We start from the raw sequence: 24,961 nt of genomic DNA, 5'->3' as shown, positions 1-24,961 counted from the left end.
GCTACTTCTCCGGGCGCCCGTCGCGCGGACCGGCGCCGACGCTTCGGCTCAGGGTTGCAGGACCGACGACACCAGCAATTGCGTGTACGGATGCTGCGGGTCGTCGAGAATCTGGTCGGTGAGACCGGCTTCCACCACCCGCGAACGGCGCATGACCATCAGGCGGTCGGCGAGCAGGCGCGCCACCGCCAGGTCGTGGGTGACGATCACCACCGCCAGGTCCAGCTCGCGCACCAGGCCACGCAGCAGGTCGAGCAGGCGCGCCTGCACCGACACGTCGAGGCCGCCGGTGGGCTCGTCCATGAACACCAGGCGTGGCGCCGAGACCAGGTTGCGGGCGATCTGCAGGCGCTGCTGCATGCCGCCGGAAAAGGTTCGCGGCAGGTCGTCGATGCGCAGCGGATCGATCTCCACCTGTTCCAGCCAGTCCAGCCCGGCCTGGCGCAGCCGACCGTAGTGGCGCACGCCCTGGGCCATCAGCCGTTCGCCGATGTTGGCGCCGGCGGACACGCCCATGCGCAGGCCGTCGCGCGGGTTCTGCTCGACGAAGCCCCACTCGGTGCGCAGCAGGGTGCGCCGCTCGGCTTCGCTGGCGGCGTAGAGGTCCAGCCAGCGGTCGCCGTCGTCGCGGTAGGCGACCGTGCCGGCGTCCGGCGGACAGCGCCCGGAGAGCAACGAGAGCAGGGTCGACTTGCCCGAGCCGGACTCGCCGACGATGCCCAGCACCTCGCCAGGGTAGAGATCGAAGTCGACCTCCTGGCAGCCCTTTTCCGGCCCGTACAGGCGGGTCAGGCCGCGTACCGAGAGCAGCGGCCGGTCGCGCGCGTCGAGGCCCGCATCGATGGATTCGCAGACCGCGTTCATTGCGCGTCCTCCCCTTCTTCCTGGCGGGCACGCCGCTGCGTGCAGTAATCGGTGTCGGAACAGACGAAGCGCTTGCCGCCACGGTCGTCGACGATCAGTTCGTCCAGGTAGGACTCGTGGCTGCCGCAGAAGGCGCAGCTTTCCTCCCAGCGCTGGACCTCGAAGGGGTGGTCCTCGAAGTCCAGGCTCGCCACCCGGGTGAACGGCGGCACCGCGTACAGGCGCTTCTCGCGACCGGCGCCGAACAGCATCAGCGCCGGGTTCATGTCCAGCTTGGGGTTGTCGAACTTGGGAATCGGCGAGGGATCCATCACGTAGCGCTCGTCCACCGTCACCGGGTAGGCATAGCTGGTGGCGATATGGCCGAAGGTGGCGATGTCCTCGTAGAGCTTCACGTGCATCACCCCGTAGTCGTCGAGCGCGTGCATGGTCCGGGTCTCCGCCTCGGAAGGCTCGATGAAGCGCAGCGGCTCGGGGATCGGCACCTGGTAGACCATGATCTGCTCGCCGCTCAGCGCGGTTTCCGGTATCCGGTGGCGGGTCTGGATCACCGTCGCCTCCGGGGTCCGTTCGGTGGTGGCGACCCCGGCGGTGCGGGCGAAGAAACGCCGGATGGATACCGCGTTGGTGGTGTCGTCGGCGCCCTGGTCGATCACCTTGAGCACGTCGTCGGCACCGAGGATGGCCGCGGTCACCTGCATACCGCCGGTGCCCCAGCCGTAGGGCAGCGGCATCTCGCGGCCGCCGAAGGGCACCTGGTAGCCGGGGATCGCCACCGCCTTGAGCAGGCCGCGGCGGATCATGCGCTTGGTCTGCTCGTCGAGGTAGGCGAAGTTGTAGCCCTGCTCCGGCGCGGCGCTAGCTTGCGGGGAAAGGCTCATGCGCGCTTCTCCTGGACAGTGGGTTGCGCGGATTCGGCGACGCCGGGACGACGCAGCTTGCGAATCAGCTCCAGCTCGGACTGGAAATCGACGTAGTGCGGCAGCTTCAGGTGCGAGACGAAGCCGCCAGCCTCGACGTTGTCGCAGTGCATCAGGACGAACTCTTCCTGCTGCGCCGGCGACACCACCTCCTCGCCGTATTCCTCGGCGCGCAGGGCGCGGTCGACCAGGGCCATGCCCATCGCCTTGCGCTCGGCGTAGCCGAAGGCCAGGCCGTAGCCACGGGTGAATTGCGGCAGCTCCTCGCGGGAACCGACGAACTGGTTGACCATCTCGCACTCGGTGACCTCGATCTCACCCACCGGCACCGCGAAGCCGAGTTCCTCGGGCTCCAGCCAGACCTCGCAGGCGCCGATGCGGATCTCCCCGGCGAACGGATGGTTGCGGCCGTAGCCGCGCTGGGTCGAATAGCCCAGGGCGAGAAGGAAGCCCTCGTCGCCGCGGGCCAGGGCCTGCAGGCGCTGGGCGCGGCCGGTGGGGAAGTCGAGCGGCTCGCGGGTGATATCCGGCACCGCGCCGGGCAGTTCGTACTCCGGCGTCATCAGGCCTTCCCGGTCGAGCAGGCCGAGCACGCGCGGACAAGGCTCCAGGGAGGCGCCCCGCTCCACCTCGGGGCCGGGGTAGTCGCCCTCGGCGAGCAGGCTGAAGTCGAGCAGGCGATGGGTATAGTCGAAGGTCGGACCGAGCAGTTGCCCGCCCGGCAGGTCCTTGTAGGTCGCCGAGATCCGTCGCTGCAGGCACATCCCGGCGGTATCCAGCGGCAGGCTGGCGGCGAAGCGCGGCAGCGTGGTGCGGTAGGCGCGGAGGAGGAAGATCGCTTCCATCAGGTCGCCGGCCGCCTGCTTGATCGCCAGTGCCGCCAGTTGCTCGTCGTACAGCGAACCTTCGGTCATCACCCGCGCCACGGCCAGCGGCATCTGCTGGCGGATCTGCTCCACCGACAGCTCCGGCAGCGCGGTATCGCCGCGGCGCTTGCGCGCCAGCAGGCGATGGGCGTTGTCGATGGCCTTCTCGCCACCCTTGACGGCTACGTACATCAGGCCACCTCCTCGACGGGTTCGCTGACCCGGGTACTGCGTGGCAGGCCGAGGATGCGCTCGCCGGCGGCGAAGAAGGCATCCAGGCCCCTGGGGAATTCGGTGCGTGCGGCACGCTGCGCCCAGAACCCGGCGCTCACCGGCAACGCCACCTGGCGCACCTCGGCGATGCCCGGTCCGCGCCACTCCAGCGAGGCGCCGCCATCGAGGCCGGCAAGCTGGATCAGCAGGGTGCAGGACTGGTCCGGATAACGGTCGCTGCCGCTGTCGAAGCCGCTCAGGTCGTCCAGCTCGCCTTCGTCGAGCAAGGCGAACAGCGCCTGCTCGCGCTCGGCGACGATCGGGCAGCCGCAATGGAAGGCCAGGTTGGCGCGCAACGTCGGGCTGTCGAGACCCGGCGCCAGCCACAGCGGGGTGTCGGAGTCGAGGAAGCTCAGGCACAGCGCGTAGCTGGCCGGTTGCAACGCGGCCAGCGCCGGTGCGCGGTCGAGGTTGCGCACCAGCCCCGGTTCGGCGAGGGCCTTGAGCGCCGCGCGGAAACTCCGCTGGGCGTCCAGGACCGGGTCCTGGAACGCCGGTTGCAATAGCGCGGCGGTATCCGCCGGGCTGGGAAGCGAAGCGCTGGTCATCAATCTTCTCCTCGGACCAGGGTGAAGAACTCCACCTTGGTAGTGGCGATTTCCGCCTCCTGGGCGGCGCGGCGCTCGGCCTGGGTGCGGGCCAGCGGTTCGATCAGGCGCGCCTGCCAGGCCGCCGCGTCGGCGCCCTGCAGGTGCGCGTCGGCCAGGGCGGCCAGCTCGGCGTGGCGCTTGTCGCGCCCGGCGACATAGCTGTAGCCGGTGCGTCCGTCACCGAGCCGCACCACGCAGCGGGTCACGGTCATCTCGCCGAGGTTGAACGGGCTGCCGGTGCCGCCCATGCGTCCGCGCACCAGGGTCATGCCGGTCTCGGCGGCGCGCAGCAGGTGATAGTCGGCATCGCGCAGGGCGTCCGCATGGGCGTCCAGCTCCTCGCGACGGGCGCGGGCGAGCACGCCCATCCAGCGCTGTCGCGCGGCGATGGTGGGATCGGAATGCAAGGCGGTCATGGGCTTCTCCTAGGGGGCGACCTGGTACTGGAAGCGATCGGCGCGGCTGATCGACTGGGCCAGCTCCACCGGTTGGCCGGTACGGTCGCGGGACAGGGTGAGGACGGTGAGCAACGGCGCGTGGCGGGGCATCAGCAGGCGCGCCGACTCCTCGCGGTTGGGCAGGCGCGCACCGATCAGGCTGTAGGTGCGGGTCAGCGGCAGGCCTTTGTCGGCCAGGTAGCGACGCAGCGAACCGCCCTGGTAGTCGGCGAGCAGCTCGCTGCGGGAAACGGCGTAGCAGTGGCGGATCAGGCTCACCGGCTGGCCGTCGAGGTAACGCAGGGTGGTCAGTTCCAGCACCCGCCCGCCCTCGCCGATCCCCAGGTGGGTGGCCTCGGCGGCGCCGGCCGGACGCTGGCGCGCCTCCAGCAGCCGTGCCTCGACCCGGTGGCCCTGGGCCGAGAGCGACTCGGTGTAGGCGTTGGCGGCGCCCATCGGGTAGATCGTCGGCGCCTCCAGGACCTGGGTGCCCTTGCCCTGGCGCCGCAGCACGCGGCCTTCGAGCACCAGTTCGTCGAGCGCCCGGCGCAGGGTATGGCGGTTCACCGCGAAGCGCTGGGCCAGCTGGATCTCGCCGGGCAGGTAGTCGCCGGGGCGGTAGGCCAGCAGTTCCTGGCGCAGCCGTTCGGCCAGTTCGCGGTACAGCGGTTCGCTTTGTCTAGACAAGTGCATGGTTTGGAAAGGGCGCACCAGGCGCCCTCCTCGCGTCGTCAGATGAACAGCTTGCGCAGGCGTTGTGACAGAACGTCGATCAGGCTCACCACCACGATGATCACGATCAGCACGGCGCAGGTCTGGCCGAACTGGAAGCCGCGGATGGCCTCCCAGAGGATCACGCCGATGCCGCCGGCGCCGACCATCCCGACCACGGTGGCGGAACGCACGTTGGACTCGAAGCGGTACAGCGAATAGGAGATCCACAGCGGCAGGACCTGCGGGATGACCCCGAAGATGACCTCCTGCAGGGCGCTGGCACCGGTGGCACGGACGCCTTCGACCGGACCGGGGTCGATCGCCTCGACCGCCTCGGCGAAGAGCTTGGCGAGCACCCCGGTGGTACTGATGAACAGCGCCAGCACGCCGGCGAACGGGCCCAGGCCGACGGCGACCACGAAGAGCATGGCGAAGACCATCTCGTTGATCGAACGGCAGGCATCCATCACCCGCCGCACCGGCTGGTAGACCCACCAGGGCACGATGTTCTCGGAGGCCAGGATCGACAGCGGGATGGCGCAGACGATCGCCAGCACCGTGCCCCAGAGGGCGATCTGCACGGTGACCAGCATCTCGCTGAGGTAGAGCTTCCAATTGCCGAAGTCCGGCGGGAAGAAGTCGGCGGCGAAGGTCGCCATGTTGCCGGCGTCGCGGAACAGCACGGCCGGGTTCATTTCCGCGCCCTTCCAGGACCAGGCGAGGATGGCGAGGAACAGGCCCCAGCCGACCAGGCGTCCCCAGGATGGCTTGCCGGTGGCGTCCGCCGCGGCGGTGGTGCTCAGAGTGCTCATATCGGGAATCTCGACAGCGGTATTGGCGAATCGGGTGGGGCGCGGCGCCGGCCGCGCCCGGGGTGGATCAGCCGGCGTTGGCGGCGGTCTTCTGCTCGCGCTCGGCCATGCGTTTCTCCAGCTTGGCCAGCTCCTCGTCGAGGGCCTTCAGCTTGGCGGCCTTCTCCTCGGCACCGAGGTTGGCGTTGTTCGCCACGTCGGTGCGCTGCTTGAACAGCTCGAGCTGGCGGATCGGCAGCAACTGGTCATCGTCGGAGGGCTGGAACTTCGACCATTGCAGGTCGGCGAGGACCTTCTTCTGCTCGGCGTTGGCGCCGTACTTGAAGAAGAAGTCGCGCAGCTTGTTCTTCTGCTCGTCGCTCAGGTTGTTGCGCCACACCAGCGGGTCGCCCGGAATCAGCGGCGACTTCCAGATCACCTTGAGCTGCCTGGCCTTCTCCGGCTGGGTCAGTTCCAGCCGCTCCATGCCCTCGGTATTGAAGGTGGCGACGTCGACCTGCTTGTTGGCCACCGCCAGGGCGTTGACCTCGTGGCTGGAGTTGAGGGTGCGCTTGAAGGCCTTGACCGGGTCGACGTTGTTCTTGGCGAACACGTAGTAGCCGGGCACCAGGTAGCCGGACGTGGAGTTCGGATCGCCGTTGCCGAAGGTCAGGCTCTTGGCGTTCGCCAGCATGTCCTCGACGCTATCGATCTTGCTGTCCTTGTTGGCGATCAGCAGGCTCCAGTAGCCCGGCGCGCCGCTGGCGGCGACGGTCTGGGCGAAGATCTCGCCGTGGGCGCGATCCACCGCTTCCATGGCGGCCTTGTTGCCGTACCAGGCGATGTCGACCTTGTCGAAACGCATGCCCTGGATGATCCCGGCGTAGTCGGGGGCGAAGAAGGCCTTCACCTGGTAGCCGGTCTGCTGGCTCATGTCCTTGAGGAAGGGTTCCCAGATGCTCTTGAGGTTCTGCGACGATTCGGTGGAGATGATCCCGAAATTGATCACCGGCTGGTCGGCGTGCGCCATCCCGGCAAGGGAGCCGGCGAGCAGGGCGGAAGCCGCGAGCACACGACTGAAGCGTTTCAACATGGAGAGAACTCCTGGGCAGGGTTTGGCGGGTCTTTATGCGATTCGAATGACGTCAGGCGCGCGCGAGGGTCAGTTCCGGCTGGCTCTCCGCCCCGCGCCGGGCACGGTCGGAAAACAGCAGCGGGGTATCCCCTTCGGCGCCGTAGAGTTCGTTGAGGAAGCCTTCGGAAAGATGCTCGCTGCTGCCGTCGAAGAGGATCCGGCCGCCCTTCAGGGCCACCGCGCGCGGGCAATAGCGCAACGCGTAGTCGACCTGATGCAGGGTCACCACCACGGTCTTGCCGTCGTGGCGGTTGATGTCGGCGAGGATGTCCATCACCTTGCGCGCCGACTCCGGGTCGAGCGAGGCGATCGGTTCGTCGGCGAGAATCACCTCGGCCTTCTGGGTCAGGGCGCGGGCGATGGCCACGCGCTGCTGCTGGCCGCCGGAGAGGGTCGAGGCGCGCTGCCCGGCGAAATCGGCCAGGCCGACCCGCGCCAGCGCTTCCAGGGCCTGGCGTTTCTGCTCGGCGCTGAACAGCCCCAGCGAACCGCGCCAGCGCGGCATGCGACCGAGGAAGCCGAGCAGGACGTTGTCCAGCACGCTGAGGCGGTTGACCAGGTTGAACTGCTGGAAGATGTAGCCGATGTCGGCGCGCAGGCGACGCACTTCGCCACTCAGGCGGCCGGACGCCTGCAGGCGGCGGCCCAGCACGTCGATGCTGCCGCCGTTGTCGCGGTCGCAACGGGCGAGCCCGGAGACGTGGCGCAGGAGCGTGGATTTGCCGGAGCCGGATGCACCGATCAACGCCACCATCTCGCCCGCCTGGATCTCCAGCTTCAGGTTGAAAAGCGCCTGCTTGCGGGCAAAGGTCTTGTTCAGGCTGTCGACACGGATCACCGCGCTCATCGTTCTCCCTCCAATCGGTTGCACGAAGACGCCAGCGGCGCCATCTGGTGTAGACCAAGATAGAAGGAGACTGTGTCAGCCCGGTGAAGTGACGATGACAGTCGAGTGACAATCCCTTGAACGACCGATGGTCAGAAGGCCATCATCCAACCCCCAGTAAAAAACTAGGCTTTTGCTGAATCGCTCGCATTTCAGATAGCTGGTACTGGCAAAACGCCGGCACGCAACGCACAATTGACGTCAACTAATTGTTGTTTCCGAAATAACAGACTGAACGGCTGGCGGAAATCGTGGTCATAGGCCCGAGAACAATGAACGCTTCCTCGGCACCGCTTTTCCCTGACTCTACAGGTTCAATGTATGCGCCCACTGAAACAGGCAACTCCTACCTACTCCAGCCGTACCGCTGACAAATTCGTCGTTCGTCTGCCCGAGGGCATGCGTGAGCAGATCGCAGAAGTCGCTCGCAGCCATCATCGCAGCATGAACTCCGAGATCATCGCCCGACTCGAGCAGAGCCTGCTCCAGGAAGGGGCGCTGCAAGACAATCTCGGTGTTCGCCTGGACAGCCCGGAACTCAGCCTGCACGAGCGCGAGCTGCTGCAGCGTTTCCGCCAGCTGACCCACCGTCAGCAGAACGCACTGGTCGCCCTGATCGCACACGATGCGGAGCTGGCCCAGGCCTGAGCGCCGAAGCCCACGCGTAGCGCTTGAAATGGCCGGCATTCGTCTAATGCCAGTCAGCCAAGAAAAACGGCGCTTCCTTAAGCAAGGGAAGCGCCGTTTTTCTTGGGTCTTCTCATCGATGTGAGCGAGAAGTCTCTGTTTCTCTTAGCTGCCTGCACGGCTGCTTGGCCAATTCCTCGATCAGATTGAATTCAGGGCTCATGAAGTTTTCTTCGAATCGACTCCAGGGACGGCAGCCTATCCAGGCGACTGCTCTACAGGCGTTCCGGCAGGGTATTCGTCGCGTCCAGGTATGGTTCGTCGCCGAGCAGCCTGGCGCGCCAGGCCGGTATGTCGCTCTCATCCACATCCAGGCGCTTGAGCCACTGGTCGGCGGACCAGCCGACCAGGCGCAGTTCGCCGTCGTGCGAACCACCGTGCAGCGAACCGACGGTTTCGTAGCGGATGCCCTTGAGCACCTGGTTGAGCAATACGTAGGCGGCCGGTCTCGGGTCCTCACCGTCGCCCCCTGACGGATAGGCGCCGGCCTGGATCACCACGCCGGCGCCGTAGTCGTAGAAGGCGAAATGGCTGGATGGCAGTTGGCTGCGCAGGGCATCCAGGCCGCCGAGCAGCTCCAGACGCTGCTGATCGAGTACGGTCAGCCAACTGACAGTCTTGATCCTGGTGGGTTTGAACTCAGGAATATTAGCCAATAGGCTGGCTGTCCCCACATCCAAGCCCGGTATCCGCGCAGCCATAAAGGCTTCGGTGGGCTCGTTGTTGTCTCGGCTGGTCGGCGACAGGTTGTAGGCGTGCCCGGCATAGCCTTGCTCCGGAGCCAGACGACGTGCGAAGTCAAGGAGCAGGCGCAGGAAGCTCAGTGGATTCTGTTCTTGATACAGCAGTGGTACGGAGAACTCCAGAACGCTTAGGTCACGCCCAATCTTCGCTTCCCATGCAGATTGGCCAAAAATTTCAAAGTGCCAATCAGGAGCATCAATCGACTGCTTGCCACTGCTGTAGTAGAAGCTCAGCGGGTAATCTTCATCCATGCTGGCCAGCATTTCGCGCAGTGGCTTTGCATCACTGTATGCAGTCAGCGGCTTTCCCTCTGGCGGCTCCTCGCGCCATAGCCAGGTCAGGCGGGGGGCGGCGCAACGCTTGAACTCGTCGAAACACTGACACAACGCCTCGCGTACCAGAGGGGTATGGGCCTCCTTGAAATACAGCGTGCCGCGCAGGCAGAGTGCGGCGCCGATATAGTCCTCGGGACCGCCTTTCATCAGCAGGTTACCGGGCATCTCCAGCAGGTGTGGCTGCTTGGCCAACTCTTCGGCCAAGTTGAATTCCTTCTCCATGAAATTTCCTCCAAATCAATAGGCTGGGACTGGGATGGACGGTCGCGGAGATCGACCACGTGTCACGATAAACATCACCGCCCCTGCGATAGTTGCAGCCCATCCGAGCTGTTCTACCGGTACCTTGGATTGCTGTTTTTCCTGGCTACAGTCGCATTCGGTGGATTGCATTTCGACGACCTTATTTTTACTGCCGGCTATGGCACCGTAGGCGTCACTCTGCCTCGCATTACGCCGGTCAGGTGGAAACTTCATCTCCACCACCTGCTTGATATTGTCCTGGGTCGGCGGTTTGATCGGGTCTTTGACAATCACCACGTCAGGCCGACGAATCATGCCTCGACCCGGCTTGAATGGCGGATGCTCCGGGTCTTCATCCCAGTATTTGCTGATCCAGCCCGGTATCCAGCCATGCGCACTGCTGCCGGTCTGGCTGTCGAGGATCGGCTGCGGCGGGTTCTTGGTCATGTCGTAACTGACTTCGGGCTTGTACGGGCTGCGCCCCCGGAGAACCTCGTCCAGTTCGCCGAGACGCTGGGCCACGCAGGCCTGCTTGAGGTTCCTGCCATCCTGACTGACGTTGGGCGTGCTGCTGCAATGGCAGATCGCCGAGCACAGCACTTTCTTGTCCTGCGGATCGAGCTTGGGCTCCAGGATGCCGACGGGGTTGGTCTTGCCTTCGGGGCTCATGCCGCCCTGAGCGAGGCTGGGCTGATCGCTCATGCTTCACCTCCCGGCATCAGATCGATCTGGATCGACTCCGATGCCTCGTGGTTGATCCACGAGGTCAGGCCTTCGGCATCTGTGGTATCGAGCGCGCTCCAACCGCCACTCGACCAGACCTTCACCCTGCGCCCGGCAACGGGCTTGCCGGTTTCCTGGTCAATGAGCTGGAAGCGTCCGGAGAATGGGGCGGTGTCGCGGTTCGAAGGGACGACGGGAGAGAACGGGGCGGGGCTGAAGACGTCACCGATGAGCACTGTCCCCGAGCCGCCGATGATCACGTTGCCGTGGGCACCCACACTGCCCAGGGTGGCGGCGGGCTGGCCGTTGATGAAGACCGTCGATGAAACGGCCGAGGCGATCGGGCTTCCGCATGCCGAGGCGTCGCCTTGTCGTGCGGCGGGCAGGCCATCGAAAATGACATCGGGAGAGCCTTGAACGATGGGGCTGGTGTCGTGACCCGGCAGAGAGCAGGCCGTGGGATCGGTGGCGCGGGCGGCGGGTTTTCCACTCATGTGCGAATCCTTGCATTCGTTCATGCGCGATATATCTCGCGCGAAAGTAATGGAGATGAAAGGCGCAACTTCCTGTGCACTTCGACTACTGCTGTCGTAGATACGAGACCGCACGATTCTTTAACTTTCATTGATGATGGGGCGAGCGGAGTAGCCGCTCCTTGCCGCTGCCGGGGGCAAAATCATCGGCACGGTGGGGCGCAATCAATGAAGTCGGCGAGGCGGAACTTCCAGTGTGTGGACTCTGGAACCCCCATCATCACTGGGATACGCAGCCGGCTTTCCTGGCCACCTATACGGCAGTGAGCAATGGGGGTTCTCTTACAGGCTGTATTTGACTTTTCTTAGCTGCCTACACGGCAGTGAACGCATGGGAAAGTGTAGCCGGCGGGGAATACGATTTCTTAGCTGCCTACACGGCAGTGAACGTGACGAATGCCCACTTCGCATCCGAAGACAATTTCTTAGCTGCCTACACGGCAGTGAACATCACGCTGTCTGGCCAAGCGTCGCCGCCGCTGTTTCTTAGCTGCCTACACGGCAGTGAACAATGCCGGCATACCAGTCCCCCGAGGATCAACTTTCTTAGCTGCCTACACGGCAGTGAACTAGCCGCGAAAACCTATAACCATTTGAAGGAAAAAGAAATACAGGGTTTTCCTGGTCTGCAACCCTCTTTTTTCGTGTCTTGGTAAGTTATTGATTTTAAAGGGCGTAAGAAGCCGTCCGAAAAAAGGGTCGGAAGCTTCGGGCAATTGGAGGCCATTTCGCGATGGGCGGGACGGGCGGTGAGCCTCGCCGTTTACGCGCAAATGGGCCTCGAAGGGATCGCGTCTCAAAGCCCCTGGCCAGGCCGGGGGCGTCGCGCTTGGGACGGCGCTACTGGCGTGGGTGGGCCGCTTCGATCTCGGAGAGGGCGTCGCTGACCAGCTTCAGCAAGGCGCCGTTGATGTAAGCGAGGGTTTCGCCGGGTTCTTCGTTCTCGTCGAGCAGGCAGGTCATGGCGAGGACGTTGATCGCCGACTTCAGGCGCGTTTTCGCGCTCTCGAACAACTGGCCGGGCGGCGCCTGGGTGTCGAGGTACAGCGTGGCGTTGTGCGGGAAGCGGTTGGCCTGCGAGGTGGGCAGCAGCGGGATGAAGCGGGGGGACGGTTCTGTTACCGGGGGCTTGGACGTATCATTCGGCTTAGCCATGGGTCAGCTCCTTCATACAGTAAGCTGGTTTGTGGTTAGCGGGTCGTAGGTGTTCGTTGCACCTGCGGCCCGCGTCTTTTCTGCCGCTGCAACGCATCCCGGGGATGGCTTTGGCGACCCCACCTATCATCCTCCTACTGGGTTTTTATCCAAGCCTTGGGCTTCTGAGAGAGGCTGCGGAAATGTCCGGAGGAGCTGTCCGGCGTGTTTCCAGAGCCTGAGGGCGAATACCGCTACAGGCGCTATCCGCCGATACCCCGGATACGCCAAGGGTCGGTGGGCGGTGCCGAGCGGATGCGGTTGTGTCTCGATTGGTAGGGCGAATAGCACCAGCGGCGTTATCCGCCGTTACCCCGGAGAAACGGCGGATAACCGCAAGCGGTTATTCGCCCTACGGACCCAGGCCGGCCTGCGGAGGTCTGGCAGGCACGAAGTCATGCCTGGACTCCAATCGGTGGGGCGTGCCACCGGGAGCAACGATGCAGCGAGGGCACCCCAGTCGCGCAGCGGCTGGGGCCGGATGAAGGGGGAGTCTTTTGGTTTCTTTTGGACGCTTGCAAAAGGGACTCGCCTGGGAAGGCGAAACAAGAAGTCGAGGCAGGCACGGCAAGCAGCTAGACCACCCAACACCAGGCCCACTCAAGTTCCAAGCAGCGGCTGTTCACTGCCCTGGAGGCCGAACACTCCGTTATCCGCCGCTCCCACGCTTCGCCATGAAAAGCCGCCCCTTGGGATAAGGCCAGCTTTTTCTTTATATATGGCCAGGCCATGATGTGGGCGAATAACCGTTTTGCGGTTATCCGCCGCCGCCCCGTAGCAGGGGAGCGCGCGCGGATCGGCCCCATGGAGAACCGCATGAGCTACCGACTGGCCGCCGACGCCCTGGTCTGGCTGCACTTGGGCTTCATCCTCTTCGTCCTGTGCGGCGGCCTGCTGCTGTTGCGCTGGCCGCGCCTGGCCTGGCTGCACCTGCCGGCGGTGGTCTGGGGCTGCGCGGTGGAATTCCTCGGCCTGCCGTGCCCGCTGACGCCGTGGGAAAACCGCCTGCGCCACGCCGCCGGGGACGCCGGCTACGATGGTGTTTCGTCGAGCACTACCTGCTGCCGCTGATCTACCCCGCCGGCCTGACCCCAGCGACGCAGTGGATGCTCGGCAGCATCGTGCTGCTGTTCAACCTAGTCGTCTATCTGTACCTGCTGCGGCGCCGGGGGCGCGCCGGGTAATATGTCGGCCCCTACCGTTCCGCACCCATCGCCATGACCCACAGCGTTTCTCCCATCGGCTACATCCGCTCCTGCTTCATGGAGAAGTTCGCCATCCCGCGCCAGCCGCTGCTCGCGCCGGCGGCGCGGGGGACCCTGGAACTGCTGCCGCCGTTCGACCAGGTGGAAGCGCTGGAAGGCCTGGAGCAGGTCAGCCATGTCTGGCTGCTGTTCCTCTTCCACCAGGCCCTGGAAGACAAGCCGCGACTGAAGGTGCGCCCGCCGCGCCTGGGCGGCAACCGCTCGCTGGGAGTCTTCGCCACCCGCGCCACCCATCGGCCGAACGGCATCGGCCAGTCGGTGGTGCGCCTGGAGGGCTTCGAAGCGGGGCGCCTGTGGCTGTCCGGAATCGACCTGCTCGACGGCACCCCGGTACTCGATATCAAGCCCTACGTACCCTACGCCGACGCCGTGGCCGACGCCCGCAACGGCATCGCCGACGCGCCGCCGCCGGGCATCGCCGTGGAGTGGAGCGAGCAGGCGCGGCGCCAGGCCCATGAGCACGGCCAGCGGTTGCAGCAGCCGGTGGCCGAGCTGATCGAGCAATGCCTGGCCCAGGACCCACGTCCGGCCTACCAGAAGCCGGAGCCCGGGCGCCGCTACGGAGTGCGCCTGTGGGACCTCGACGTGCATTGGCACTACCCGCGCCCGGACCTGATCCGCGTGCTGGACGTCGCTCGCGGCGACTGAGCCTTCTCAGCGCAGCGGATTGAGCGCCAGCGCGTCGCTTTCGCAGACTTCCTGTTCGAGGATCAGCGGCTCGACCAACGGCCGGCTGTCGCGGAAATGCGCGGTGCGGGTGTGTGCCTCGTAAGCCGCGTCATCGCGATAGATCTCGTAGAGATAGACCAGGTCAGGGTCCTGTCGGTCGCGGGAAACGTCGAATACCAGACAGCCGGGCTCGGTGGACACGGAGGCGGCGGCGTTGACCTGGATGGCATCGATGAAAGCCTCGGCGCAACCGGGCCTGAGGCGGGTCTTGATAAAGATGCAGTACACGGAAACTTCCTTTTGTTTTAGATTTACAAAATTATTGTATACAAAAAAGGAAGCAAACCCATGTCCGACCGTCCTGCCCGCCCCTCCCGCCTCAACGGCCTGCGTCACCTCGCCCTGCTGGTGCCCAACCTGGAAGAATGCGAGCGCTTCTATGTCGACGTGCTGGGCATGGAAGTGCTGAACCGCGCCAACGAAGACCTGGTGTATCTCACCTGCGGCAACGACAACCTTTCCCTCGGCCGCGCCCACGCCGCCAGCAATGGCCTGCAGACCATGGATCACTACGGCTTCGTCGTCGACAGCGTGGAGGAACTGGAGGCCTGGTACCGTTACCTGAAGGCGCTGGGCGTGACCCTGCTCGACCAACCCTTCGACCACGGCGACGGCGCGCGCAGCTTCCACCTGCTCGACCCGGCGGGCAACAAGGTGCAGCCGCTGTACCATCCGGCGGTATCCGGGCAGCGCCTGGCCTGAGCCTCGGGCAGCCCCCTCCCCCCTCTCCCTGAAGGGAGAGGGGGGAGACTCGGTGCACTCGGGGCCAGCAACCTCGCTTGCTCCCCATCTCCACTTCTTGACTTTCATCAAGCGCGTTCCGCCCCCGCTCCTCCTAGCATCCGGCAACGGAAGCGATTCCACCGCCAGGCGCAGACCCCACCGCAGCGCGGCGTCCCTTTTCTCGCCGGTAGCCAGTAGTAGATGGAACCTATGCGCGCCCTTCGTTTTTCCGCCGGATCGTGGCGGTGTGTCTTCGCCTGGATGCTCCTGCTGGTCGGCCTCGCCGCCCAGGGTGCCGAACTCAGCGAGCTGGAGCGCCTGCGCATCGCCCAGGTATTCCCCGCGGTCGAGCGGATCGGCGACCCCGAAGGCGACTACGGCGTACGCCGCCTGAGCAAGGGCGAGGAAACCCTCGGCTACGCCTTCCAGACCCTCGGCGTCACCGACATCCCGGCCTATTCCGGCAAGCCGATCAACCTGCAGGTGATCCTCGATCCGCAGGCGGTTATCCGCGACGCCTACGTCCTCGAACACCACGAACCGATCCTGCTGATCGGCATCCCGGAAGAGAAGCTGCATGCTTTCAGCGCCAGGTACGACGGCGTGCGCGCCGACCAGCGGGTGGTGGTCGGCCGCTCCAGCGACCCGCAGGCGGTTACCGTCGACGCGGTGAGCGGTGCCACGGTGACGGTGATGGTGGTCAACGAGATCGTCATGCGCGCCGCGCACAGGGTGGCGGTTTCCCTCGGCCTGATCGAGGACCGCGGCAATGTGCGGCCCAAGCCGGCACAGGTACGCCAGCAACCGGCAGCGCCGGCGAGCTGGAGCGAATTGCTCGGCAACGGCGCGATCCGCCGCCTGCAGTTGAGTCGCGGGCAGATCGACGACGCCTTCAAGGGCAGCGAGGCCGAAGGCATCGGCGAAGCCGACGCGGCGCACCGCGACGAGCCGTTCATCGATCTCTACAGCGCCCTGCTCAACCCTCCCGCGGTGGGCCGCAGCCTGCTCGGCGACAACCAGTACCGCGAACTGATGGCGTCGCTGAAGCCAGGCGAATACGCCTTCGTCGTGCTCGGCGACGGCGAGTATTCCTTCAAGGGTTCCGGCTACGTGCGCGGCGGCATCTTCGATCGGGTCCAACTGCGCCAGTTCGGCGACATCATCAGCTTCCGCGACCTCGACTACCAGCGCCTGTCGGACGTCTACGCCGAAGGCATGCCGGAGTTCCGCGAGATGGCGATCTTCGTCGCCCGCGCCAGCCAGCGTTTCGATCCGGGCTCGCCCTGGACCCTGGAGTTGCTCGTGCGGCGCCAGACCGGCCCGGTGGCGGGGGTATTCACCAGCTTCGAGCTGGCCTGCCAGACGCCCGAGGAATACCTGGAGCGGCCGCAGCCAACGGCCGAGGAACTGGCCGCCCTGGAAGAGGCCGCCCGGCCGCTGTGGCTGCGGGTCTGGTACCAGAAGAGTTTCCAGATCGGGGTCCTCTGCACCGCCCTCGTCCTGCTCCTGGCGATCCTCTTCCTCCAGGACCGCCTGGTGCGACGGCCGCGCCTGATGCAGCGACTGCGCACCGCCTACCTGGCGTTCACCCTGGTCTACCTGGGCTGGTACAGCCTCGGCCAGCTATCGGTGGTCAACGTGCTGACCTTCGTCCACGCGCTGTTCGAAGGCTTCCGCTGGGAGCTGTTCCTCAGCGACCCGCTGCTGTTCGTCCTCTGGACCTTCACCGCAGCCAGCCTGCTGCTCTGGGGCCGCGGCGTGTTCTGCGGCTGGCTGTGCCCGTTCGGCGCGCTGCAGGAACTGCTCAACGAACTCGCGCGCAAGCTCCGCGTGCCGCAGTTCCAGGTGCCGTTCGCCGTGCACGAGCGGCTCTGGGCGATCAAGTACATCATCCTGCTGGCGCTCTTCGGCCTCTCCCTGGAATCCCTGGCGCTGGCCGAGCAGGCCGCGGAAGTGGAGCCGTTCAAGACCGCCATCACCCTCGGCTTCGACCGCCAGTGGTGGTTCGTCGCCTACGCCGTCGCGCTGCTGGCGGTCAACCTGTTCACCCGCAAGGTCTATTGCCGCTACCTCTGCCCGCTGGGCGCGGCCTTGGCGATCCCGGCCAAGGCGCGCCTGTTCGACTGGCTCAGGCGCCGCGCGGAATGCGGCAAGCCGTGCCAGCTCTGTGCCCGCGAATGCGAGATCCAGGCGATTCATCCGGACGGCCGCATCGAGGCCAACGAATGCCACTACTGCCTCGACTGCCAGATGACCTACCACGACCAGAACAAGTGCCCGCCGCTGGTGAACAAGCGCAAGAAGCGCGCGAAGAGCGCGCCTGCGGACAGCGGGCGGATACCCGCGGAGAACCTCTGACCTGGCTCCCTTTCCCCTGACTGCCCTTGAGGACGACACGAGATGAGCGACGACACGAAAAGTACCCACGAAGAAACCCATGGCCTGAACCGCCGCGGCTTCCTCGGCGCCTCGGCGCTGACCGGAGCCGCCGCCCTGGTGGGCGCCAGCGCCCTGGGCAGCGCGGTGGTCGGCCGCGAGGCCCGGGCCGCGAGCAAGGGCGAGCGCAGCAAGGCCGAGGTCGCCCCGGCGAACTCGATGAGTACTACGGGTTCTGGAGCGGCGGACATTCCGGCGAAGTACGCGTACTCGGCGTGCCGTCGATGCGCGAGCTGATGCGCATCCCGGTGTTCAACGTCGACTCGGCCACCGGCTGGGGCCTGACCAACGAGAGCAAGCGGGTCCTCGGCGACGGCGCACGCTTCCTCAACGGCGACTGCCACCATCCGCACATCTCGATGACCGACGGCAAGTACGATGGCAAGTACCTGTTCATCAACGACAAGGCCAACAGCCGGGTCGCGCGCATCCGCCTGGACGTCATGAAATGCGACCGCATCGTCACCATCCCCAACGTCCAGGCGATCCACGGCCTGCGCCTGCAGAAAGTGCCGCACACCCGCTACGTGTTCTGCAACGCCGAGTTCATCATCCCCCATCCCAACGACGGCTCGACCTTCGACCTGTCCGGCGACAACGCCTTCACCCTGTACAACGCCATCGACGCCGAAACCATGGAAGTGGCCTGGCAGGTGATCGTCGACGGCAACCTCGACAATACCGACATGGACTACAGCGGCAGGTTCGCCGCCTCCACCTGCTACAACTCGGAAAAGGCCGTCGACCTCGGCGGCATGATGCGCAACGAGCGCGACTGGGTGGTGGTGTTCGACATCCCGCGCATCGAGGCCGAGATCAAGGCCAGGCGCTTCGTCACCCTCGGCGACTCGAAGGTGCCGGTGGTCGACGGCCGGCGCAAGGACGGCAAGGACAGCCCGGTGACCCGCTACATCCCGGTACCGAAGAACCCCCACGGGCTGAACACCTCGCCGGACGGCAAGTACTTCATCGCCAACGGCAAGCTCTCGCCGACCTGCACCATGATCGCCATCGAGCGCCTCGCCGACCTGTTCGCCGGCAAGCTGGCCGACCCGCGCGACGTGGTGGTGGGCGAGCCGGAACTGGGCCTCGGCCCGCTGCACACCACCTTCGATGGCCGAGGCAACGCCTATACCACGCTGTTCATCGACAGCCAGCTGGTGAAGTGGAACCTCGCCGACGCGGTGCGCGCCTACAAGGGCGAGAAGGTCGACTACATCCGCCAGAAACTCGACGTGCAGTACCAGCCGGGGCACAACCACGCCACCCTGTGCGAGACCAGCGAAGCCGACGGCAAGTGGATCGTGGTGCTCAGCAAGTTCTCCAAGGACCGCTTCCTGCCCACCGGTCCGCTGCATCCGGAGAACGACCAGTTGATCGACATTTCCGGCGAGGAAATGAAGCTGGTCCACGACGGCCCGACCTTCGCCGAACCGCACGATTGCATCCTCGCCCGCCGCGACCAGATCAAGACCCGCAAGATCTGGGACCGCAAGGACCCGTTCTTCGCCGAAACGGTCAAGCGCGCGGAAAAGGACGGCATCGACCTGATGAAGGACAACAAGGTCATCCGCGAGGGCAACAAGGTCCGCGTCTACATGGTCTCGATGGCGCCCTCCTTCGGCCTCACCGAGTTCAAGGTGAAGCAGGGCGACGAAGTCACCGTGACCATCACCAACCTCGACGAGATCGAGGACGTGACCCACGGCTTCGTCATGGTCAACCACGGCGTCTGCATGGAGATCAGCCCGCAACAGACCTCGTCGATCACCTTCGTCGCCGATAAGCCCGGGGTGCACTGGTACTACTGCAGCTGGTTCTGCCACGCCCTGCACATGGAAATGTGCGGGCGGATGCTGGTGGAAAAGGCTTGATCCACGCAGCGCGGTCGATGGCCGGGCGCCGGGCGGGGCCGCTCCTCGCCCTGCTCCTGCTCGGCCTCGCCACGGCCCGCGCGGAGCCGGTCGACGGCCTGCCGCTGCGGGCCGACGGCGATGGCCGCTGGAGCCTGGCGGCGGGCCGCTACGCCGGCAACTTCGTCATCGACCGGCCTCTGCACCTGCGCTGCGAGGCCGGCGCCGAACTGGACGGCGGCGGCCACGGCAGCCTGCTGACCCTGACCAGCCCCGGGATCACCGTCGAGGGCTGCCGGCTGCGCAACTGGGGGCGCAACCTGACCGAACTCGACGCCGCGATCTTCGTCGGCAAGGCCGCCAGCGGCGCCGTGATCCGCGGCAACGACCTGCGCGGCGCGGGCTTCGGCGTCTGGCTCGACGCCACGGCGGGCGCGCAGGTGCTCGACAACCGCATCGAGGGCGACGAAAGCGTGCGCTCCCAGGATCGCGGCAACGGTATCCACCTCTATGCGGTGAAGGACGCCCTGGTCCGCGGCAACCGGGTCAGCCACACCCGCGACGGGGTCTACATCGACACTTCCAACGACAGCAGCATCGAAGCCAACCGCTTCGAGGACCTGCGCTACGGCGTGCACTACATGTTCACCCACAACAGCCGGGTGATCGACAACCTGACCCGGCGCACCCGCACCGGCTACGCGCTGATGCAGAGCCGCAAGCTGACCGTGACCGGCAACCGCTCCATCGACGACGAGAACTACGGCATCCTGATGAACTACATCACCTACTCGACCCTGGCCGGCAACCGCGTCGAGGGCGTGCGCAGCGGCAGCACCGGCGACGCGATGATCTCCGGCGCCGAGGGCAAGGCGCTGTTCATCTACAACTCGCTGTTCAACCGCATCGAAGGCAACAGCTTCGCCGACAGCGCCCTGGGCATCCACCTCACCGCCGGCTCGGAGGACAATCGCATCGCCGGCAACGCCTTCATAGGCAACCGCCAGCAGGTCAAGTACGTCGCCAGCCGCGAGCAGGAGTGGTCCGCCGACGGCCGCGGCAACTACTGGAGCGACTACCTGGGCTGGGACCGCGACGACGACGGCCTCGGCGACGCCGCCTACGAGCCCAACGACAACGTCGACCGGCTGATCTGGCTGTACCCGCAGGTACGCCTGCTGCTGAACAGCCCGAGCATCGAGCTGCTGCGCTGGGTCCAGCGCGCCTTCCCGGTGGTGCGCTCGCCCGGCGTGCGCGACAGCCATCCGCTGATGCGGATGCCCGCCGCGGAGCCGAGGCCATGAGCCTGGTCGAGATCGACGGCGCGACCCTGCGCTACGGCGCCCTCACCGCCCTGAGCGGGCTCGACCTGCGCCTGGAGCCCGGCGAGGTGCTCGGCCTGCTCGGCCACAACGGCGCCGGCAAGACCACCACCATCAAGCTGGTCCTCGGCCTGCTGGCCCCCAGCGCAGGCCGCGTGCGGGTCCTCGGCCACGATGCGAGGAGCCTGGAGGTGCGCCGCCAGCTCGGCTACCTGCCGGAGAACGTGACCTTCTACCCGCAGCTCAGCGGCGCGGAAACCCTGCGCCACTTCGCCCGCCTCAAGGGCGTGGCGCCGGCCCAAGCCGCGCGCCTGCTGGAACAGGTCGGCCTCGGCCATGCCGCCAGGCGGCGCCTGAAAACCTACTCGAAGGGCATGCGCCAGCGCCTCGGCCTGGCCCAGGCGCTGCTCGGCGAACCGCGCCTGCTGCTGCTCGACGAACCGACGGTGGGCCTCGACCCGCTGGCCACCGTCGAGCTCTACCAATTGCTCGACCGCCTGCGCGGCCAGGGCACCGGGATCGTCCTCTGCTCCCATGTGCTGCCCGGCGTCGAGACGCATATCGACCGCGCCGCGATTCTCGCCGGCGGCCGCCTGCAAGTGGCCGGCAGCCTCGCCGAACTGCGCCGCAAGGCGGCTCTGCCGACCCGCGTGCGCCTGGCCAGCCCGCATAACCCACAGTGGCTCGAACGCTGGCGCCGGGCCGGCCTGGCGGCGCGGAGACTGGACGGCCAGCGCATCGAGGTACTGCTGGACGATGCCGAGCGCGACGGCGTGCTGGAAGCGCTGCTGGCCGCGCGCGAGTTCGACCTGGAGGTCCTGCCGCCGTCGCTGGAGGACCTCTATCGCCACCACATGTCCCCCGCCGGAGCCACGCCATGCCCGTAGTCTGGACCATCGCCCGCAAGGAACTGGCCGACGGCCTGCGCAATCGCTGGCTGCTGGCGATCAGCCTGCTGTTCGCCCTGCTCTCGGTGGGCATCGCCTGGTTCGGCGCCGCCACGGCCGGCCAGGTCGGCTTCACCTCGGTGCCGGCGACGGTCGCCAGCCTGACCAGCCTGGCCACCTTCCTGATGCCGCTGATCGCCCTGCTGCTGGCCTACGACGCCATCGTCGGCGAGGAGGAAGGCGGCACCCTGCTGCTGCTCCTGACCTACCCGCTGGGGCGCGGCCAGTTGCTGCTCGGCAAGTTCCTCGGTCACGGGCTGATCCTCGCCCTGGCCACCCTGATCGGCTTCGGCAGCGCGGCGCTGGCGATCCTCGTGCTGGTGCCGGAGGTCGAGGCGGCCATCCTGCTGGGCGCCTTCGGCCGCTTCATGGGTTCCTCGCTGCTGCTCGGCTGCGTGTTCCTCGCCCTGGCCTACGCCCTGAGCAGCCGCGCCGGCGAGAAATCCAGCGCCGCCGGGCAGGCCCTCGGCCTGTGGTTCTTCTTCGTCCTGCTGTTCGACCTGGCCCTGCTGGCGATCCTGGTCCTCAGCCAGGGTCACCTGAGCCCGCGGCTGCTGCCCTGGCTGTTGCTGCTCAACCCGACCGACCTCTACCGGCTGATCAACCTGTCCGGCTTCGACGCAGCCGCCGCCGGCGGGGTGGTTCCCCTGGCCAGCGACCTGCCGGTGTCCGCCAGCGCCCTCTGGCTGGCCCTGGCCCTCTGGGCCGGCGCTGCCCTGGCGCTGGCCCACGGCCTGTTCCGCCGCCGCCCCATCTGACTCACGAGGTTCCGCCATGCAACGTCATACCCTCCCCCTGCGCCCTCTGCTCGGCACGCTCCTGCTCGGCCTGCTGCTGGCCGGCTGCGATGCGTCGCGGGACGACGCCACGGCACTCGGCCCGGTGCCGATCGCCGGCGGCGACGAATGCCACGTCTGCGGCATGCTCATCGAGGAAATGCCCGGTCCCAAGGGCGAGGCGGTGCTTCCCGACGCGGTGCGCAAGTTCTGCTCCACCGCCGAACTGTTCGGCTGGTGGCTGCAACCGGAAAACCGCCAGGGCCAGGCGCGCCTGTATGTCCACGACATGAGCCAGGCCGACTGGCGGCACCCCGACGATGCCCGCCTGATCGACGCCACCCGCGCCTACTACGTGGTCGGCATCCAGCGGCCGGGCGGCATGGGCGCCACCCTCGCCTCGTTCGCCGACGAAGAGGCCGCGACGCGCCTGGCGGCCGAGGAAGGCGGCCGGGTACTGCGCTTCGACGAGATCGACCAGGCGGTGCTGCAAGGCGTGGGCGGCGACCACCCGCACCGGCACCCGGCGCACTGAGCGGGGGCCGGAAAGCAGAAAGCCCCTGCCGCGGTTACGGCAGGGGCTTTCTTCGCCTGGCGCGACGAGGCGCGGCGGAGGACTACTTCTCGACGAAGGCACGCTCGATCAGGTAGTCGCCCGGCTCGCCCATGCGCGGCGAGATCTTCAGGCCGAAGCTATCGAGCACGGCGCTGGTCTCTTCCAGCATGCTCGGGCTGCCGCAGATCATCGCGCGGTCGTCCTGCGGGTTCATCGGCGGCAGGCCGATGTCCTCGAACAGCTTGCCGCTGCGCATCAGGTCGGTCTGGCGACCCTGGTTACGGAACGGCTCGCGGGTCACCAGCGGGTAGTAGATCAGCTTCTCTTTCACCTGGTCGCCGAAGTACTCGTGTTCCGGCAGGACCTTGGTGATGAAGTCGGCGTAGGCCAGTTCGCTGACCCAACGCACGCCGTGGACCAGGATCACCTTCTCGTAGCGCTCGTAGGTTTCCGGGTCCTGGATGACACTGAGGAAGGGCGCCATGCCGGTGCCGGTGCTGAGCAGGTAGAGGTGCTTGCCGGGCAGCAGGTCGTCGTGCACCAGGGTGCCGGTCGGCTTGCGGCTGACCATCAGCTCGTCGCCTTCCTTCAGGTGTTGCAGGCGCGAGGTCAGCGGGCCGTCCGGGACCTTGATGCTGAAGAACTCCAGGTGCTCTTCGTAGTTCGGGCTGGCAATGCTGTAGGCGCGCATCAGCGGGCGACCGTCGACTTCCAGGCCGATCATCACGAACTGGCCGGTCTTGAAGCGCAGACCCGGGTTGCGGGTGGTCTTGAAGCTGAACAGGGTGTCGTTCCAGTGGTGCACGCTGAGAACGCGCTCGGTGTACAGATTGCTCATCAAAGACTCCTAGGAAAACGCGGGCGCACACCAACAGCAGCAGACGTGACGCAGTTGCGCGGCATTTTATCGGTTGCCAAAATATCCGCAAAATGAATTGTCTGGATAATGCTTATCCAGAATATGGATATGGGATAACACGATATCGGTCGGCCGCCGGCCGCCGAGGGCTCCCATCGCTCCCGCGGACGGGGCGCAAGGATAACCGAGCCAACCCCGCCGACGGAACGGCAAAATGTCGCGGGGCCTTTCGCTCTAGACGAGGAAGCCTGGATGAAATTCACCCTCCGCCAGCTCGAGGTGTTCGTCGCCGTGGCCCAGCAGGAGAGCGTCTCCCGCGCCGCCGAGGGGCTGTCGCTGTCGCAGTCGGCGACCAGCACCTCGCTCGGCGAGCTGGAGCGGCAGTTCGACTGCAAGCTGTTCGACCGCGCCGGCAAGCGCCTGACCCTCAATGCCCTCGGCCGCCAACTGCTGCCGCAGGCGGTGGCGCTGCTCGACCGCGGCGAGGAAATCGAGAACCTGCTCAACGGCAAGACCGCCTTCGGCTCCCTCGACCTCGGCGCCACCCTGACCATCGGCAACTACCTGGCCACGCTGCTGATCGGCGCCTTCATGCAGCGCCAGCCGGACTGCCGGGTACGCCTGCACGTGCACAACACCGCCCAGGTGGTGCAGCAGGTCGCCCACTACGAGCTGGACCTGGGCCTGATCGAGGGCGACTGCCGGCATCCGGACATCGAGGTACAACCCTGGATGGAGGACGAACTGGTGGTGTTCTGCGCCCCCCAGCATCCGCTGGCGCGGCGGGGCGGCGCCGACCTGGAACGGCTGACGCGGGAGGCCTGGATCCTCCGCGAGCAGGGCTCCGGCACCCGCCTGACCTTCGACCAGGCCATGCGTCATCACCCGCGGCCGCTGAACATCCGCCTGGAGCTGGAGCACACCGAGGCGATCAAGCGTGCCGTGGAGTCCGGCCTGGGCATCGGCTGCATTTCCCGCCTGGCCCTGCGCGACGCTTTCCGCCGCGGCAGCCTGGTGCCGGTGGAAACGCCCGGCCTGGACCTGCGCCGGCAGTTCTACTTCATCTGGCACAAGCAGAAGTACCAGACTGCGACCATGCGCGAGTTCCTCGACCTGTGCCGCAGCGAGACCGCCGGGATCAGCCGCAGCGACGAGATCGTGCTGCCGCTGATTCCCTGACTCAGTTGGCCAGGGACAGGTTGCCGTCGCGGTACTGGCGGTACGAGGTATAGGGCAGCGCGAGGGTGTCGATCACCCCGGACAGCGCGAAGTCGAGGGCCAGCACCTCGAGGATGCCGTCGGCTTGCGCCGGCGCCACCGGCGACCCGGTCTTGACGTTGAGCCGGCAGAAGGTGTAGCTGACCCCGCTGTACACCCGCGGCAGGCTGGTGCAGGCGGTCGCCTTCAGGCGCAGGTCGTGGGCGGCGCTGGCGTCGTCGCGCACCAGCGTGTTGACGGAACCGCACCCGCCGAGCGTGGCGAGCCCCAGAAGCACCAGCAAAGAAAGCCCCGAACGAAACATTCCTTCATCTCCCTGTGCGAACGCCAGCCGAGTATGGC

General features: G+C 66.4%; 25 protein-coding genes, 2 pseudogenes and 1 CRISPR repeat array. Of the genes and pseudogenes, 11 read left to right on the top strand and 16 right to left on the bottom strand.

Going from position 1 to position 24,961, the window contains the following annotated elements; all coding sequences use genetic code 11:
• Window positions 1-48: 48 nt before the first annotated feature.
• The 9 genes from phnK to phnC form a co-directional block, all read right to left on the bottom strand.
• Window positions 49-864 (bottom strand): phosphonate C-P lyase system protein PhnK, encoded by an 816-nt coding sequence (gene phnK / locus LE197_RS01630; protein WP_042169985.1) that lies wholly within the window; start codon window positions 862-864, stop codon window positions 49-51.
• Window positions 861-1,745, bottom strand: coding sequence for an alpha-D-ribose 1-methylphosphonate 5-phosphate C-P-lyase PhnJ (locus LE197_RS01625; protein ID WP_003113123.1), 885 nt, complete (start codon window positions 1,743-1,745; stop codon window positions 861-863). The genes phnK and LE197_RS01625 overlap by 4 nt, the downstream gene beginning before the upstream one ends.
• Window positions 1,742-2,842 carry a carbon-phosphorus lyase complex subunit PhnI gene (locus LE197_RS01620; RefSeq protein ID WP_058178457.1) on the bottom strand — a complete coding sequence of 367 codons (1,101 nt, stop codon included), beginning with the start codon at window positions 2,840-2,842 and terminating at the stop codon, window positions 1,742-1,744. Before LE197_RS01620 ends, LE197_RS01625 begins: the two co-directional genes overlap by 4 nt.
• On the bottom strand, window positions 2,842-3,471 hold the full coding sequence (phnH, locus tag LE197_RS01615; RefSeq protein ID WP_003113122.1) for a phosphonate C-P lyase system protein PhnH: 630 nt from the start codon (window positions 3,469-3,471) through the stop codon (window positions 2,842-2,844). The genes LE197_RS01620 and phnH overlap by 1 nt, the downstream gene beginning before the upstream one ends.
• Window positions 3,471-3,929 carry a phosphonate C-P lyase system protein PhnG gene (gene phnG / locus LE197_RS01610; protein ID WP_003098697.1) on the bottom strand — a complete coding sequence of 153 codons (459 nt, stop codon included), beginning with the start codon at window positions 3,927-3,929 and terminating at the stop codon, window positions 3,471-3,473. The genes phnH and phnG overlap by 1 nt, the downstream gene beginning before the upstream one ends.
• Before the next feature lie 9 nt (window positions 3,930-3,938).
• Window positions 3,939-4,661: a phosphonate metabolism transcriptional regulator PhnF gene (gene phnF / locus LE197_RS01605; RefSeq protein WP_073648728.1), complete on the bottom strand. Its 723-nt coding sequence runs from the start codon at window positions 4,659-4,661 to the stop codon at window positions 3,939-3,941.
• 20 nt (window positions 4,662-4,681) lie between these two features.
• The gene (gene phnE, locus LE197_RS01600; protein WP_033968551.1) at window positions 4,682-5,476 is read right to left on the bottom strand and encodes a phosphonate ABC transporter, permease protein PhnE; all 795 of its coding nucleotides are present in this window, start codon (window positions 5,474-5,476) and stop codon (window positions 4,682-4,684) included.
• A gap of 67 nt (window positions 5,477-5,543) precedes the next feature.
• Window positions 5,544-6,548 (bottom strand): phosphonate ABC transporter substrate-binding protein, encoded by a 1,005-nt coding sequence (gene phnD, locus LE197_RS01595; RefSeq protein ID WP_003091795.1) that lies wholly within the window; start codon window positions 6,546-6,548, stop codon window positions 5,544-5,546.
• A 52-nt stretch (window positions 6,549-6,600) separates the two neighbouring features.
• The gene (gene phnC, locus LE197_RS01590) at window positions 6,601-7,437 is read right to left on the bottom strand and encodes a phosphonate ABC transporter ATP-binding protein (protein WP_058017929.1); all 837 of its coding nucleotides are present in this window, start codon (window positions 7,435-7,437) and stop codon (window positions 6,601-6,603) included.
• Between the two features lie 360 nt (window positions 7,438-7,797).
• On the opposite strand from phnC, the gene amrZ reads away from it, so the two are divergent.
• Complete coding sequence (gene amrZ, locus LE197_RS01585; RefSeq protein WP_003091802.1) at window positions 7,798-8,124, top strand: transcriptional regulator AmrZ; 327 nt, start codon at window positions 7,798-7,800, stop codon at window positions 8,122-8,124.
• Between the two features lie 254 nt (window positions 8,125-8,378).
• On the opposite strand, the gene LE197_RS01580 is transcribed toward amrZ, so the two are convergent.
• The 4 genes from LE197_RS01580 to LE197_RS01565 form a co-directional block, all read right to left on the bottom strand.
• Complete coding sequence (locus tag LE197_RS01580; protein WP_059309714.1) at window positions 8,379-9,464, bottom strand: DUF3396 domain-containing protein; 1,086 nt, start codon at window positions 9,462-9,464, stop codon at window positions 8,379-8,381.
• Between the two features lie 15 nt (window positions 9,465-9,479).
• Entirely contained in the window at window positions 9,480-10,187 is a 708-nt protein-coding gene (locus tag LE197_RS01575) for a VRR-NUC domain-containing protein (RefSeq protein ID WP_059309715.1), read from the bottom strand.
• Window positions 10,184-10,702 carry a PAAR domain-containing protein gene (locus LE197_RS01570; protein ID WP_059309716.1) on the bottom strand — a complete coding sequence of 173 codons (519 nt, stop codon included), beginning with the start codon at window positions 10,700-10,702 and terminating at the stop codon, window positions 10,184-10,186. Before LE197_RS01570 ends, LE197_RS01575 begins: the two co-directional genes overlap by 4 nt.
• Window positions 10,703-11,042: 340 nt before the next feature.
• A CRISPR array of direct repeats spans window positions 11,043-11,311; the repeat unit is 28 nt; unit sequence TTTCTTAGCTGCCTACACGGCAGTGAAC.
• A gap of 270 nt (window positions 11,312-11,581) precedes the next feature.
• Complete coding sequence (locus LE197_RS01565; RefSeq protein WP_058017157.1) at window positions 11,582-11,896, bottom strand: hypothetical protein; 315 nt, start codon at window positions 11,894-11,896, stop codon at window positions 11,582-11,584.
• 855 nt (window positions 11,897-12,751) lie between these two features.
• On the opposite strand from LE197_RS01565, the pseudogene LE197_RS01560 reads away from it, so the two are divergent.
• Together LE197_RS01560 and tsaA are read left to right on the top strand one after the other, a co-directional pair.
• A pseudogene (locus LE197_RS01560) lies at window positions 12,752-13,119 on the top strand (DUF2784 domain-containing protein).
• Between the two features lie 33 nt (window positions 13,120-13,152).
• Window positions 13,153-13,848, top strand: a complete 696-nt coding sequence (tsaA, locus tag LE197_RS01555) for a tRNA (N6-threonylcarbamoyladenosine(37)-N6)-methyltransferase TrmO (RefSeq protein ID WP_058017156.1) — start codon at window positions 13,153-13,155, stop codon at window positions 13,846-13,848.
• Window positions 13,849-13,854: 6 nt separating this feature from the next.
• Here tsaA and LE197_RS01550 read toward each other — a convergent pair whose 3' ends face one another.
• Complete coding sequence (locus LE197_RS01550) at window positions 13,855-14,157, bottom strand: putative quinol monooxygenase (protein WP_057389221.1); 303 nt, start codon at window positions 14,155-14,157, stop codon at window positions 13,855-13,857.
• A gap of 60 nt (window positions 14,158-14,217) precedes the next feature.
• Between LE197_RS01550 and LE197_RS01545 the strand changes: the two genes are divergently transcribed.
• The 7 genes and pseudogenes from LE197_RS01545 (at window position 14,218) to LE197_RS01515 (ending at window position 22,521) form a co-directional block, all read left to right on the top strand.
• Window positions 14,218-14,631 (top strand): VOC family protein, encoded by a 414-nt coding sequence (locus tag LE197_RS01545; RefSeq protein WP_003098688.1) that lies wholly within the window; start codon window positions 14,218-14,220, stop codon window positions 14,629-14,631.
• 231 nt (window positions 14,632-14,862) lie between these two features.
• Complete coding sequence (gene nosR / locus LE197_RS01540; protein ID WP_058173258.1) at window positions 14,863-17,010, top strand: transcriptional regulator NosR; 2,148 nt, start codon at window positions 14,863-14,865, stop codon at window positions 17,008-17,010.
• Window positions 17,011-17,052: 42 nt separating this feature from the next.
• Window positions 17,053-18,962: pseudogene (nosZ, locus tag LE197_RS01535) on the top strand (TAT-dependent nitrous-oxide reductase).
• A complete protein-coding gene (locus LE197_RS01530; protein WP_079385228.1) occupies window positions 18,959-20,245 on the top strand; it encodes a nitrous oxide reductase family maturation protein NosD in 1,287 nt (428 codons plus the stop codon). The pseudogene nosZ and the gene LE197_RS01530 overlap by 4 nt, the downstream one beginning before the upstream one ends.
• Window positions 20,242-21,150: an ABC transporter ATP-binding protein gene (locus tag LE197_RS01525; protein WP_196752380.1), complete on the top strand. Its 909-nt coding sequence runs from the start codon at window positions 20,242-20,244 to the stop codon at window positions 21,148-21,150. Before LE197_RS01530 ends, LE197_RS01525 begins: the two co-directional genes overlap by 4 nt.
• Complete coding sequence (locus tag LE197_RS01520; RefSeq protein ID WP_033975521.1) at window positions 21,141-21,968, top strand: ABC transporter permease; 828 nt, start codon at window positions 21,141-21,143, stop codon at window positions 21,966-21,968. The genes LE197_RS01525 and LE197_RS01520 overlap by 10 nt, the downstream gene beginning before the upstream one ends.
• A gap of 16 nt (window positions 21,969-21,984) precedes the next feature.
• Window positions 21,985-22,521 carry a nitrous oxide reductase accessory protein NosL gene (locus LE197_RS01515; RefSeq protein ID WP_196752379.1) on the top strand — a complete coding sequence of 179 codons (537 nt, stop codon included), beginning with the start codon at window positions 21,985-21,987 and terminating at the stop codon, window positions 22,519-22,521.
• Window positions 22,522-22,603: 82 nt separating this feature from the next.
• Here LE197_RS01515 and fpr read toward each other — a convergent pair whose 3' ends face one another.
• The gene (gene fpr / locus LE197_RS01510) at window positions 22,604-23,380 is read right to left on the bottom strand and encodes a ferredoxin-NADP reductase (RefSeq protein ID WP_003091832.1); all 777 of its coding nucleotides are present in this window, start codon (window positions 23,378-23,380) and stop codon (window positions 22,604-22,606) included.
• Between the two features lie 273 nt (window positions 23,381-23,653).
• Between fpr and LE197_RS01505 the strand changes: the two genes are divergently transcribed.
• Entirely contained in the window at window positions 23,654-24,580 is a 927-nt protein-coding gene (locus tag LE197_RS01505; RefSeq protein WP_003091833.1) for a LysR family transcriptional regulator, read from the top strand.
• 1 nt (window position 24,581) lies between these two features.
• Here the strand turns inward: LE197_RS01505 and LE197_RS01500 are convergent, their stop codons facing one another.
• Window positions 24,582-24,923, bottom strand: a complete 342-nt coding sequence (locus LE197_RS01500) for a YceK/YidQ family lipoprotein (RefSeq protein WP_003098676.1) — start codon at window positions 24,921-24,923, stop codon at window positions 24,582-24,584.
• Window positions 24,924-24,961 lie beyond the last annotated feature (38 nt).

The organism is Pseudomonas sp. PS1(2021), from assembly GCF_020405165.1.
Lineage (GTDB): Bacteria > Pseudomonadota > Gammaproteobacteria > Pseudomonadales > Pseudomonadaceae > Pseudomonas > Pseudomonas aeruginosa.
The sequence above is the reverse complement of the archived record's forward strand: the minus strand, read 5'-3'. Positions and strand labels throughout refer to the sequence as shown.